This window comes from Amycolatopsis sp. A1MSW2902 (assembly GCF_017312175.1).
Lineage (GTDB): Bacteria > Actinomycetota > Actinomycetes > Mycobacteriales > Pseudonocardiaceae > Amycolatopsis > Amycolatopsis nivea.
This window is the reverse complement of sequence record NZ_QJPO01000001.1, coordinates 2991388-3003574: the sequence shown is the minus strand read 5'-3', so window position 1 is coordinate 3003574 and position 12187 is coordinate 2991388. Positions and strand designations below refer to the sequence as shown.

Annotated in this window: 11 protein-coding genes; 3 read left to right on the top strand and 8 right to left on the bottom strand. The window is 70.3% G+C overall.

What is annotated here, in order from left to right:
* From DMP23_RS13645 to DMP23_RS13625, 5 genes are all read right to left on the bottom strand, one after another.
* On the bottom strand, positions 1-615 hold the full coding sequence (locus tag DMP23_RS13645; protein ID WP_238605723.1) for a TetR/AcrR family transcriptional regulator: 615 nt from the start codon (positions 613-615) through the stop codon (positions 1-3).
* 665 nt (positions 616-1280) lie between these two features.
* Complete coding sequence (locus DMP23_RS13640) at positions 1281-1565, bottom strand: isoamylase early set domain-containing protein (RefSeq protein WP_134670334.1); 285 nt, start codon at positions 1563-1565, stop codon at positions 1281-1283.
* Positions 1566-1670: 105 nt separating this feature from the next.
* Positions 1671-2975, bottom strand: coding sequence for an alginate lyase family protein (locus DMP23_RS13635; RefSeq protein ID WP_051729108.1), 1305 nt, complete (start codon positions 2973-2975; stop codon positions 1671-1673).
* An 87-nt stretch (positions 2976-3062) separates the two neighbouring features.
* On the bottom strand, positions 3063-3896 hold the full coding sequence (locus DMP23_RS13630) for a fumarylacetoacetate hydrolase family protein (RefSeq protein ID WP_337821242.1): 834 nt from the start codon (positions 3894-3896) through the stop codon (positions 3063-3065).
* Entirely contained in the window at positions 3896-5596 is a 1701-nt protein-coding gene (locus tag DMP23_RS13625) for an IlvD/Edd family dehydratase (RefSeq protein WP_337821241.1), read from the bottom strand. Before DMP23_RS13625 ends, DMP23_RS13630 begins: the two co-directional genes overlap by 1 nt.
* A 145-nt stretch (positions 5597-5741) precedes the next feature.
* On the opposite strand from DMP23_RS13625, the gene DMP23_RS13620 reads away from it, so the two are divergent.
* On the top strand, positions 5742-6017 hold the full coding sequence (locus tag DMP23_RS13620; protein ID WP_037815567.1) for a YggT family protein: 276 nt from the start codon (positions 5742-5744) through the stop codon (positions 6015-6017).
* A gap of 632 nt (positions 6018-6649) precedes the next feature.
* Entirely contained in the window at positions 6650-7855 is a 1206-nt protein-coding gene (locus DMP23_RS13615) for an FAD-dependent monooxygenase (protein ID WP_051729107.1), read from the top strand.
* On the opposite strand, the gene DMP23_RS13610 is transcribed toward DMP23_RS13615, so the two are convergent.
* The 3 genes from DMP23_RS13610 to DMP23_RS13600 form a co-directional block, all read right to left on the bottom strand.
* A complete protein-coding gene (locus tag DMP23_RS13610; RefSeq protein WP_238605721.1) occupies positions 7856-8992 on the bottom strand; it encodes an acyltransferase family protein in 1137 nt (378 codons plus the stop codon).
* 1138 nt (positions 8993-10130) lie between these two features.
* Complete coding sequence (locus DMP23_RS13605) at positions 10131-10691, bottom strand: cysteine hydrolase family protein (protein WP_037815565.1); 561 nt, start codon at positions 10689-10691, stop codon at positions 10131-10133.
* A gap of 59 nt (positions 10692-10750) precedes the next feature.
* Positions 10751-11275, bottom strand: a complete 525-nt coding sequence (locus DMP23_RS13600; RefSeq protein WP_134731396.1) for a MarR family winged helix-turn-helix transcriptional regulator — start codon at positions 11273-11275, stop codon at positions 10751-10753.
* An 80-nt stretch (positions 11276-11355) separates the two neighbouring features.
* Here DMP23_RS13600 and DMP23_RS13595 point away from each other — a divergent pair, with 80 nt between their 5' ends.
* Positions 11356-12177: an oxidoreductase gene (locus DMP23_RS13595; RefSeq protein WP_337821240.1), complete on the top strand. Its 822-nt coding sequence runs from the start codon at positions 11356-11358 to the stop codon at positions 12175-12177.
* The last annotated feature ends 10 nt before the right edge of the window (positions 12178-12187 follow it).

Genomic DNA, 12187 nt, shown 5'->3' with positions numbered 1-12187 from the left:
TCAGTCCTTTCTGGACTTTTCCGGGGGTTGGAGTGCGAGGATCGCGCGGACCGCCGCGGCCAGCCGTTCCCGGCTTTCCCTGCTGGCGGGACCGGTGGCGAGTTCGCGGCGGAGCAGGGCCGTCGGGAGGTCCACGACGCAGGCGGTGATGACTTCTACGGCTTGCCCGTCGCCGCGGTTCCAGAGCTGGCGGGCGAGGCGGACCAAGAGGCGGACGAGGCGTTTGTCCAAGGCGTGCAAGGCTTCCGCTACGTCTTCCGGAAGCTGCGGCCCCAGCACCCGCTTCGAGGGGACGGCGATCATCATCCGCGCCGCGTCCGGTCGTGCGTCGGCTACTACGGCTGGGGTGTCGGCCGCTGCGACCACTGCTTCGATCGGGTTTGCGGCTTCGTCGACCAGCCGTTCTTGTTCGTCGAGAAAGAAGGTGGCGGCGCGGAGCCAGGTCCGGCCGATCAGGGCGGGGAGGTTGGCGAAGGCGTGGTAGATCGTGCTGTTCGGGACGCCCGCCTCCAGCGCGAGCCGCCGGACGGTGAGCGCCTCGGGACCGAGGTCGGCGATGAGACGCTCGGCGGTGTCGAGGATCAGCTCGGGATCGTGGATCCGGGGGCGGGGCATGGGTGGATGGTAATGGAGCGGATGCTCCAAAACTAGAGCGGGGTGAGGTGTGGCTCAGGGTTCGTGCTTGGGGGTGCTGGTTCTCACCGGCTTAAACGCACGCGAGGATCGCTGCATGACTTTCGCTGGGGCCATCGCTGCGTGCCCAGCTTTGCGTGGGGTTGCTCAGACGTCGTTCGCCTGATGCACGCCGCACGAGCTACTCGCCGGGGCACGCGTCGTTGCGGAGGCAACGTCGGTCTCCGGGGGCAAAGGTCGCTCTGGGGGAATGTCGCTCCGGAGCGAGCGTTCACCGCCGGAAATCTTGTCCGGCACCGAGGAATCGCCCACGCGCGAAGCAACCTTCGGCCGCTCACCGGGCAAGGCGTGATTCCCCGCCCCGTTCGCGGGAGCCGAGCCGCATTCGCCGCAACCGCCCGCGCCCCGCCGCGCAGACCGGGCCAGTCCGCGATGTACAGGCAGCCCCGTTCGCCGAGCAGAGCGCGGCCCCCCCACCCCGTTCGCGGGAGCCGACCGCATTCGCAGCAACCCCCCGCGCCCGCCACGCAGGCCGAATCAGCCCTCGAAGTACAGGCAATCCCGCCCGGCGAGCAGAGTGCGATCCCCGCCTCGTTCGCGGGAGCCGAGCCGCATTCGCCGCAACCGACCGCGCCCCGCGGGCCGGGTCAATCCGCGACGTACAAGCAATCCCGCCCGTCGCGCGCGGTGGCGTCCGGGTCGTCCAGCCAGCGGCCGCCGTCGGCCAGGTAGCGGAAGCGGATCCGGGCGCCCGGCGGGACTTCCACCGCGGCCGAGCGCGTGCCGTTCGAGCGTTTGCGGAGTTCGTGGCGTCCGGGCTGCCAGTCGTTGAAGTCGCCGACCACGCTCACCGGGCCGGGCGGGGTGTCGAGCGGCAGGACGAACGTCACCCGCCGGGCCCCGGAGCCGTTGCTCCGGCTGGTCTTGATCACGGCGTTTCCCTTTCCCGTTCCGGCGAATCGGTCCTTCTGAATCGTTCCATGACCGCCGCCGGGAACCCGGACGCGGCGGGTGCCGCGTCCGGGTGAAAAGCGGGCTCAGGTGGTGGAAACGTCGTCCAGCTGCTCGGCCGCCGGGCGCACCGGGAACAGGTCGCCGCCGGGCGGGGCCGGGATGCGGCCGACCGCGGCCCGGGCCTTCCAGTCCCCCGCGTCGGCGGCGGCGTGCACGCTGTCGAGGGCGGCGTACTGGATGAAATGGATGTCCGGCAACGGCCACGGCGCGGCCCCGGTCGCCGCCGGGAGCAGGTGGTCGACGGCGGCGAAAATGCTGCCGCCCTGCGGATTCCGGTAGCCCCACAGGTTGACGCCCAGGTGCTTGCCCAGCTGCGCCAGGCGAGTCAGCGCGACCAGGTTGAACGTGTGGTAGTGGTACGTCCGCGTGCGGGTGGATTCCTCGGGCTGGCCGCCGTCCGCGGCGATCTGGTGGTCGATCCGGGCCTTGCCGGAGTCGCGGACGATCGTGCGGGCCAGGTCGCGCTGGCCGACGTAGCTCGCGGTCGCCGCGGTCAGCAGGTCGTAGAAGGTGCCGTGGTTGTTGGTCGCCTTCGCCTCGTCGGTGCCGTTCTTGCTGGTGCGCAACCAGGTCAGGAAGTCGGCCGACCAGCCGCGGAACGCCTTGCCGTCGGCCTTCGTCCAGCCGGGCGCGCCCGCTTCGAGGATCCGCGCGGCGTCGAGGACCTGGGTGAAGGTGTAGGAGAACTCGATGATGCCGATCCCGCGCCCGTCGGTCTTGCACGGGATGCCCTGCGCGAAGTTCAGGTTCGGGTTCATTTTCGTTGCCGCGTCGAGGAACCAGGTGCGCAGGTCGAGCGCGGCGCGCTGGGCGTACTCGGCCTTGCCGGTGTAGTACCAGGCGAGCGAAAGCTGGTAGATCGAGTTGAACGCGACGAGCCGCTCGGCCTTGTCCGGCACGTTCTTCATCTCGGGGTTGACCTGGCCGTCGCGGTCGACGTACGGGCAGCCCTGCGGGTTTTCCGGCGTTTTCGGCTGGCTCGGCCAGTAGTACGGGGCGAGGCTGAGGTAGTCGTGTTTGTCGCCGCTCGGCGGGACGCGCTCCTTGTCGACGACCGTCCACGGGCCCTTGGTCAGCGCGTCGTCAGCCTGCTTCAGCAGGTTGGACAGCGACGTGCGCAGTGTCGGGTTCCCGGCCATCAGGCCGATCTTGTTGCCTGCCAGGTGCAGGCCGTCGAGCACCACAGTGTCCGGCACGCAGACGAACGAACACGACCTCGGTGCGGGCGCGGCGGTCGCCGCTCCGGCAGTGGACGCGAGCAGCCCCGCGACCGTCGCGAGGACCGCCGCGAGACGACGCGGACGGGAAGACCGGGAAGGAGGCAGCACCGCAACTCCGTTCAAGAATATGAATACTCCACAGATATGTGAACTGAGATTGAATAGCCGAACGCGCGGGGCCGCGTCAAGAGGAGGTCAGGCGGACCGGCCGCGCCGGACCGGGTTCCGGAGGGTGCCGATGCCCTCGATCATGATGGTGACCTCGTCGTCTGCCTCGAGCGTGACGTCCGGGCCGGGGACGGCAGATGTTCCGGTGGCCAGGACGGCTCCCCGTGGGAAAACGTCGCCGCGATAGAGCCACGCGACCAGATCCGCGAACCGGCGGTGCAGTCGCGCGGTGGACGTCTCCCCTGCCCAGAGCAGCCCTCCGGCGCGGTGGATCGACACGGTGATGCCGAGCGCGTACGGATCCGGGATGTCTTGCGCGGGCACGATCCACGGCCCGGCCGCGCAGGAGCCGCGGTACATCTTGGCCTGCGGCAGGTACAGCGGGTTCTCGCCTTCGATGCTGCGCGAACTCACGTCGTTGACGATCGTGTAGCCGACGATCTCCGCGTTCGCGTTGCACACCAACGCCAATTCGGGTTCCGGAACGTCCCAAGTGGAATCTTCGCGGACGCCGATCGGCTCTCCCTGCCCGCGCACGCGGTGCCCGACGCTCTTGAAGAACAGCTCTGGACGTTCCGCTTCGTACACCCGCGCGTAGACGTCCGCGTCGCCGCTCTCCTCCATCCGCGCCTCGCGCGACACCTCGTAGGTGACTCCAGCGGCCCACACCTCGGTGTCATCGTCGACCGGCGCTCGCGGCTCGCCCGGTTCGCCCGGCGTCAGCTCGATTCTCAGCGCTTCGGCGAAGTCTTCGGCGGACAGGGCCAGCAGGGAGCCGAGCGTTGTCCCGGGCGGGAGCGCGCCGGTGGACTCGCCGTCGGTGACCTGCCAGCCCGCGGCGGTTTTCAGGAGGCGGCGCATCAGTGCGAATCCCTCGGCACCGCGGAACCGCGGGAGCCGTGCAGGAAATCGAAGTCCGCGCCGAGGTGGGCCTGGGTGACGTGCTCGCGGTAAAGCCAGGTGTATCCGCTGTGGTACGGGCTTTCCGGCGGCGTCCACGCTGCGCGGCGGTCGGCGAGTTCGTCGTCGGACACGTGCAGGGTCAGCCGGCGGGCCGGGGTGTCGAGCGTGATCCGGTCGCCGGTGCGGACGAGCGCGAGCGGGCCGCCGACCGCCGATTCCGGGCTCACGTGCAGCACGACCGTGCCGTAGCCGGTGCCGGACATCCGGCCGTCGCAGATCCGCACCACGTCCGTGATCCCCCGTTCGATCAGCTTCTTCGGCACCGGGACGTTCGCCACCTCCGGCATGCCCGGGTAGCCCTTCGGGCCCGCGCCGCGGATCACGAGGATCGTTTCGGGAATGACCGGCAGGTCCGGGTCGTCGGCGACGCGGTGGTAGTCCTCGGCCGTGTCGAAAACCAGCGCCGGGCCGGTGTGCGTGAGCAATTCCGGCGACGCGGCCGACTGCTTCAGCACCGCGCCTTCCGGGGCGAGATTCCCGGTGAGCACAGCGGTTCCGGTGCCGGGCGGCTGGAACGGCGCGTCGACGGTCGTGATCACCTCGTCGTTCCAGCACTCCGCGGGTTCCCTCGTGTTGCCGGCGACCGTGCGGACGTCGGTGTGCAGCAGTCCGGCTTCGGCGAGCCTCGTCAGCACCACGGGAACCCCTCCCGCGTAACAGAAATCCTCCATCAGGAACTTCCCCGACGGCATCAGGTTCACCAACGTGGGGACGGCTCGGCCCAGCTCGTCGAAATCGCCCATCGCGAGCGGGACGCCGACGCGCCCGGCCAGCGCGAGAAGGTGCACGATCGCGTTGGTGGACCCGCCGATCGCCGCGTTGACGCGGATCGCGTTCTCGAACGCCGCACGGGTCAGGATCCCGGACGGGCGCAGGTCTTCCCGCACCATCGCGACAATCCGCTGCCCGGCCGCCTGCGCGGTCTCGAACCGTCGCGCGTCGACCGCGGGCCAGGTCGCCGAACCGGGCAGCTGCATGCCGAGCGCTTCGGCGAGACAGGCCATCGTCGAGGCGGTGCCCATGGTCATGCAGTGGCCGTTCGAGCGGGCCATGCAGCCTTCGGCGAAGAAGCACTCCTCCTCGGTCATCCGGCCGGCTTTGCGCTCTTCCTCGAACTTCCAGACGTGCGTGCCCGAGCCGACGTCGGCGCCGCGGAACTTGCCGTTGAGCATCGGGCCGCCGGTGACCATCACCGCGGGCAGGTCGACGCTCGCCGCGCCCATCAGCATCGCCGGGGTCGTCTTGTCGCAGCCGGAAAGCAGGACGACGCCGTCGAGCGGATTGGCGCGGATCAGCTCCTCGACCTCCATCGCCATCAGGTTGCGGTAGAGCATCGCGGTGGGGCGCATGAGCGTCTCGCCGGTCGCCATCGTGGGGAACGCGAGCGGGAAGCCGCCCGCCTGCCAGACGCCGCGCTTGACCGCCTCGGCGACCCGGTCGAGGTGGACGTTGCACGGGGCCAGCTCGGAAGCGCTCACCGCGATCCCGATCACCGGCCTGCCGTCGAACACCTCCGGGCCGAAGCCCTGGGACCGCATCCACGAGCGGTGGATCATCCCCGCCCGGCCGGACGCCCCGAACCACGCCGCACTGCGCACCCGCCGCTCCCTTCCCCGGAACCCTCCTCGATACCCGATCGGGCGGATCCTGGCAATCGGCTGAGAAATCCGGTGAACCGGACACTTCGCGGGACCGCCGGACGTTGGAGGGGGTGAGAACGTTGCCGGAGACGCGAGGTGTGCGATGAGCCTGATCGGGACCCTGGTCGGGTACGTCCTGACCGTGTTCATCGTGGTGCTGGTGGTGCGGATGGTCCTGGACTGGACCCGCCTGGTCGCGACCGGGCCCGCGTGGCTCGGCCAGGTGCGCCGGATCAGCCACCGCGCCACCGAACCGGTGATCGCCCCGGTGCGCCGGGTGCTGCCGCCGGTACGGGCGGGCGGGGTCGGGTTCGACCTGGCGTTCACGGTGGTGTTCTTCGCGGCGCTGGTGGTGCGGGGTATCGCGTTCGCGTTGTAGGGGGCGAGGGTTCGCGGGCTGATGGCCGGGTTGATGCCGTTGTGGGTTGGCACCTTGGCAGGCTGGCACCTTCGCGGCTGGCATCTTCGCGGGCTGGCACCTTCGCGGGCTGGCACCTTCGCGGCCTGGCACCTTCGCGGCCTGGCACCTTCGCGGCCTGACACCTTCGCGGGCTGACACTTCGCGGGCTGACACTTCGCGGGCTGGTGCCTTGGCGGGGCTGGCGACTTCGAGGGTTGGTGTCTTTGCCGCCTCGTGCCTTTGCGGGCTGGCACCTCGGCGGGCTCGCGCCTTCGCAGTCTGGAGCCGTCGCGGGCTCGCATCTTCGCGGCCTGACGCCTTCACGGCTGGCACCCTCGCGACCTGGCGGTCTTTGGGGCCTGGCACCCATGCGGGCTCGCACCTTCTTCGCGCCCCGACGCCTTCGCAGGCTCGCATCTTCGCGGGCTCGCTCCCTCTCAGCCTGGAGCCGTCTGGCACAACTTCGCCGGTTGGCACCTTCGCGGCTGGCAACCCCGTGTCGGCCCTCGATCGCGGCACCCGGCCATCCGCCCTCGATGGCTGCGGAGCGCCTGCGCGGGCGTCGCTCGCCGTAGACTCCCCACCGTCATCCGGAGGCGAGGGGGGCCGCGGTGAGCGGTAGCAGGGTGTTGGTGGCCGGAGCGAGCATCGCGGGGCCTGCGTTGGCCCATTGGCTGCGTCGGCGGGGAGCCGAGGTGACCGTGGTGGAGCGGGCTCCTGGCTTGCGTCCCGGCGGTCAGGCGGTCGATGCGCGCGGGGTGGCCAAGGAGGTCATCCGGCGGATGGGGCTGGACGAGGCGGTGCGCGCGGCCCGCACGGACACCGCGGGTGCGCACACCGTGGACGTCGACGGGAACGTGCTGGAGACCTACCGCGCCGACGACGACGGCGGCGACGGGTACATCGCGGAAATCGAGATCCTGCGGGGAGACCTGTCCCAGGTCCTTTACGACGACACCCGCGACGGCGTCGAGTACGTCTTCGGCGACCGGATCGCCGATCTCGTCCAGGACGCGGACGGCGTCGACGTCACCTTCGCGAGCGGCGGGCAGCGGCGCTTCGACCTGGTGATCGGGGCGGACGGGCTGCACTCGGCACTGCGCGCGGCGGTATTCGGGCCGCGCGAGAAGTTCGTCCGGCATCTCGGGCTCGTGCTGGCCTTCTACAGCGTGCCCAACGAGTTCGGGCTGGACCGCTGGTTCATCGAGTACCAGGACCAGGCGTCCGCGCGGGCCGTCGGTCTGCGGCCGATCCGGGACGCCACGAGGGCGATGGCCATGTTCACCTTCCCCGCGGCCGGATTCGACGTCGATTACCGCGATGTCGAGGGACAGAAACGCCTGCTGCGCGAGCAGACGGCCGGGCTGGGCTGGCTCGCGCCGCGCATTCTCACGCACCTGGACGACACCCCGGACTTTTACCTCGACCAGGTCGCCCAGGTGGTGATGGACCGCTGGTCGGACGGCCGGGTGGGGCTGATCGGCGACGCGGCGTACAGCTCGTCGCCGATGTCCGGTGCGGGCACCGGGCTGGCTCTGGTCGGCGCCTATCTGCTCGCCGGAGAACTGGCTGCCGCCCAGTGGGATCCCGGGGTCGGGTTCGCTGGGTACGAGGCCCGGATGCGCTCGTTCGTCGAGGCCAACCAGGAGATCGGCCGGTTGCACGCGGAGAGCCGCGCCGTCCCGCGGCCGGACGCCGAACCGGCACCGGAGCCGGATATGGAGGCGTTGACCGCGCTGATCGATCGCGCGATCAACGGCGTCGAACTGCCCGACTATGCCGGGGTGCCGGACTCCGGGCCTAGCCTGCGGACCTGATCAGGCGCGGGGTCCCGCGGTGACTGGGACTGGTTCGTCGCCGGGCCGGCGCCGGGCGGTCCAGGTGTCGTAGCCGCGCATGAGGAAGCGGTGGGCGGGGCGTTCGACCAGGCGGGTGAGGGCCCAGCCGAGGACGACGCCGGTGGTGATCATGGCGGCGGTCTGCAGCAGCGGGTCGACGCCGAAGCCGGACAGCCAGTGCAGCACGAGGTAGCCGATGGCCTGGTGGATCAGGAAGACGCCGTAGGAGATCCCCGCGAACCAGGTGATCGCGCGCTGGACGAAGGCCGGGAGGAACCGGTTCCAGTCCGGGCCCGCCGCGGCCAGCGAGATCACCGCGATCCCGGTCGCGATGCCGAGCGTCGAGCCCCATTCGACGTCGATCCCGGCCGGGGTGACGGCCGCGCCGTGCAGGGCGTGCGCGGTGACGCACAGGACTTCCAGCAGCACGAATTCGGTCGTGGACACCCGTTTTTTGGTCCAGAGCCAGACCGCGATGCCGGCGACGAACAGGTGCCAGCGGTGGAATCCGAAGCCGTCGACGACGACCCGGTACCACTCGGGCGGACCGGAGATGCGCAGCGGCCACTGCGCGAGCGGGACGAGCAGGGCGGCCCACATGACGACGCGGAACTTGCGGCCGTGCCCCCAGCTGCCGCGATAGAGCAGCGCGGCGACGGTGAACGCCATGAGCTGGAGGGGAATCGTCCAGTGCGAGCCGTCGAGGAAGGGGTAGACGGCGGGTTTCCAGTTCCAGAGCATCAGCAGGTTGCCGACGAGGTCGCCGAACCGCGGGCTGAACCAGCCGGGCGGCGAGAGGTACCGCAGCGCGAAGTAGATCACGACGACGGCGGCGAGAAACGGCGGCAGCAACCGCGCGATCCGCCCCCACCAGTACCGGCCGAGCGACCCGCGCCCGATCGTGACGGCGGCGAAGTACGCGGAAATCACGAGCAGCAGGCTCGCCCCGATCTGATGCGGGAACACGAACCGCCGCGGCCCGAGCTCGGGATGCACGACGACGCTCATGAAGGTCGCGTGGTACAGCAGCACCAGCACGACGCAGCCACCGCGCACGAGGTCCCAGCTGATCCGCCGGTTCCCCGAAGACACGCTCACCGGACGGAACGAGGACACGCACGCCACCGTAACTGGTCGGCTTCGCACGGTGCGGAGGGACCCTGGGGCATGGCGGGCGGGCATTTCCGGTACAGGGCGCGGGTTCGTGGTCTTCGGGCGGGGAGTCTGGCGGGGAAAGCCGTGGTGGCAGAGGGGTTTCCGGCTCGGTCGGCTCGCGAGGGGAGGGGCGGCTCGGGGTTGTCGGGTTCCGGTGAGTGAGAGGGTTTCGGTTGCGAGCAAGCGGGATTGACTCGTTGGATGTGACGGACAAATGCTTGCTTGGTTTCCGTGCACTGTGCGGTTGGCGGGGTTGGGGATGGATCGGCGGTGCGACTGAATCGGTCTTGTTCGTGTCGCACGAGCATGACCGGGCGCCACGGACCGCATGACGATTCGAGCGCACCGCGGGGTTGAGCGCTGGGGTCACTTGCGGGATGCCGCCCTCGCCGTACGACGGCCCGCTCCGGCATTCCGCTGAACCGGGACGACCGGCCCGGTTCGACCGGGCAAGCTGGCTTCCGCTCCGACCTGCTCCGGCCCTCCAGCCAGGCTCAACTCGCAGACCCGCTCGGCCGGTCGCAGCCCGCCGCCCGACACCGAGCCAGGCGCGCCCTGCGAATGCGCCCGGCCACCCGCAACCCGCCGACCGAGTCCGCCCCGCAACTGCAACCGGCCAGCCGTCGCGCGCCAGCCGAGCCCACCCCGCGCATGCGCCCGACCAGCCGCGGCCTGCCGACCGAGCTCACGCCGCGAACGCAACCGGCCAGCCGCAGCCCGCCAGCCGAGCTCACCCCGCGAACGCAACCGGCCAGCCGCAGCCCACCAGCCGAGCTCACCCCGCGAACGCAATCGGCCAGCGCACGCTCCGCGTGCGAGACGTCGCGCGCCGCCCGGCACGGACGATCCGCCGGTCCCGGCTCTCCGCCTTGTGGGTTCGGCTCGCGCTCCCCCGTGCAGATCGGCTGACCCGGGCTGGATGATGTTCGAGTCCCTCCGCCTCCAGCTCCCGTAGACGGTCTCACGCTCCGAGCCGTGACCTCTCGCGACCAGGGCTGCTCCGGCTCCGGACGACAGTTCCAGCCCGCAGCCCGCCGGTCCCACGTGCCGGACGCGAAAGACTCCGCCCCGCGGCAACCTTCCAGGATCCCCGCCGGTCTCACGCGCCAGGCTTGAAGGCGACCTCCTTCGTGGCGACAGTGCCCGCAGTCCGGCCGGGGGCGGTTTGGTGGGTCCAATACAAGTTGGTGTGCGCGATGACCTGCGCGGGCGGCGGCGCGCCCCACTTCGTGCGGTCGCCCGTGGTGTGGGCGTCGCTCACCAAGGTCGCGTCGTAGCCGCGGACGAAGGCGCCGTGCAGGGTGGAGCGGATGCAGGCGTCCGTTTGGGCTCCGCTGACCACCAGGTGTCCGATCCGCAACTCGGCGAGGATCGACTCCAGGGTGGTGTCTTCGAAGGAATCCCCGTACGTCTTCTCCACCAAGGGCTCGGACGGCGACGGCGTCAGTTCCGGGACCAGGCCCCATTCCGGGCTTCCCTTAGCCAAGCCTTCGCCGTTGTGCTGGACCCACACCACGGGAACCTCGGCCTCCCGGGCCTTGTCCACCAGTGCGGCCACGTTCGCCACGACGTTGTCTCGTTCGTGCGAGTCCTCGACGACGCCGTTCTGGACGTCGACGACTAGCAGTGCGGTGTTCGGCCGGTTGTCGAGAGTGGTCATCGGATCTTCCCTCCAGTCAGGTACCGCTCACGCTAGCGCCGCCCACCGACAAAAAACTGTCACTCGGGGCGGAGGGCATCGTGCTGGGAGGACGGGCCGAACTCGGTTTCGAAGCGGGTCAGCAGGCGGGAGAGGAGAGCGTTCAGGTCGGACAGGTCGGCCTCGTTCAGGACCGCGTTGAACAGAGACCGTTCCCGTTCGGTGCGTTTCCGGGTGGCGGCGGCCCAGCGGGCGCGGCCTTTGCGGGTCAGGCGGACGGGACGGCTCCGGCCGTCCGAGGACGCGGCGACACGTTCTACCAAGCCGGCTCGTTCCAGGCGGTCGACGCGGACCGTGACGGTTCCGGAGGTGACGCCCAGGCGGTCGGCCAGTTCCTTGGGCGTGAGGACGGCCGCGCGACCGGAGCGGTGCAACGCCGACAATGCCTGCCAATCCCCCACGCTGAAACCGTATTCCTCCGCGACGCCGCGCAGCACCTGCTCGAACTGCCGCGACAGCCGTCCGATTCGCTGGCGGGCCGCTTCGACCTGCTCATCCACGCCGTCCGGCATCACGGCCAGCCACTCGGGCAGGCCCGCCCCCACTGAGTCCAACTGGACACTCCCTCGATACTCAAGGTAGTTTGGTTTGAGTATCAAAGTAACTGGTCCTGGGGAGGTCCGCAATGTCCGGACGCGTCTGGTTCATCACGGGAGCGAGCAGCGGATTCGGCCGCGTGCTCGCGGAAACCGTGCTGGCGCGCGGGGAAAAGGTCGTGGCCACGGCTCGCGACACGAGTGTGCTCGAAGACCTGAAGACGTTCACCGCCCGGCTGGACGTCACTGATCCGGCGTCGGTGGAAGCGGCGGTGAGCGCGGCGATCGCCGAGTACGGGCGGATCGACGTGCTGGTCAACAACGCCGGGCACGGGCTGGTCGGGGCGCTCGAGGAGCTGACCGACGCGCAGGCGCGGCAGGTGCTCGAGACCAACGTGTTCGGCGTCCTCAACGTCACGCGCGCGGTGCTGCCGCATCTGCGGGCGCAGCGCAGCGGGCACATCGTGCAGTTGTCGTCGGTCGGCGGAGTCGTCGGGAACCCGGGGCACGCGCTGTACGCGACGTCGAAGTTCGCGCTGGAAGGGATGTCCGAGGCGCTCGCCGGAGAGGTCGCGCCGCTCGGGATCCGGGTGAGCCTGGTGGAACCGGGGCCGTTCCGGACGGACTTCGCCGGGCGGTCGATGACGTTCTCCGAGCCCATCGACGACTACCGCGACACCCCGGCAGGCATGATGCGCCAACGGTTTTCCGCGCAGGACGGCGCGCAGCCGAACGATCCGGCGAAGGCCGCCGAGGCCATTCTCAAACTGGTCGACACCCCGGACGCGCCGCTGCGGCTGCCACTCGGGCCCGAGGCGGTGACCCGGATCCGGGCGAAGCTCGAGCGGCAGCTCGCCGATCTCGCGGCGTGGGAGGAGGTTTCGCTCGACACGCGGTATCCGGACGACTGAACGATCCAGC

Bases quoted from the DNA above. Each gene is read 5' to 3' on its own strand.
- DMP23_RS13595 (WP_337821240.1), top strand. From the start codon at position 11,356: ATGTCCGGACGCGTCTGGTTCATCACGGGAGCGAGCAGCGGATTCGGC.
- DMP23_RS13645 (WP_238605723.1), bottom strand. From the start codon at position 615: ATGCCCCGCCCCCGGATCCACGATCCCGAGCTGATCCTCGACACCGCC.
- DMP23_RS13605 (WP_037815565.1), bottom strand. From the start codon at position 10,691: ATGACCACTCTCGACAACCGGCCGAACACCGCACTGCTAGTCGTCGAC.
- DMP23_RS13620 (WP_037815567.1), top strand. From the start codon at position 5,742: ATGAGCCTGATCGGGACCCTGGTCGGGTACGTCCTGACCGTGTTCATC.
- DMP23_RS13630 (WP_337821242.1), bottom strand. From the start codon at position 3,896: ATGCGCCGCCTCCTGAAAACCGCCGCGGGCTGGCAGGTCACCGACGGC.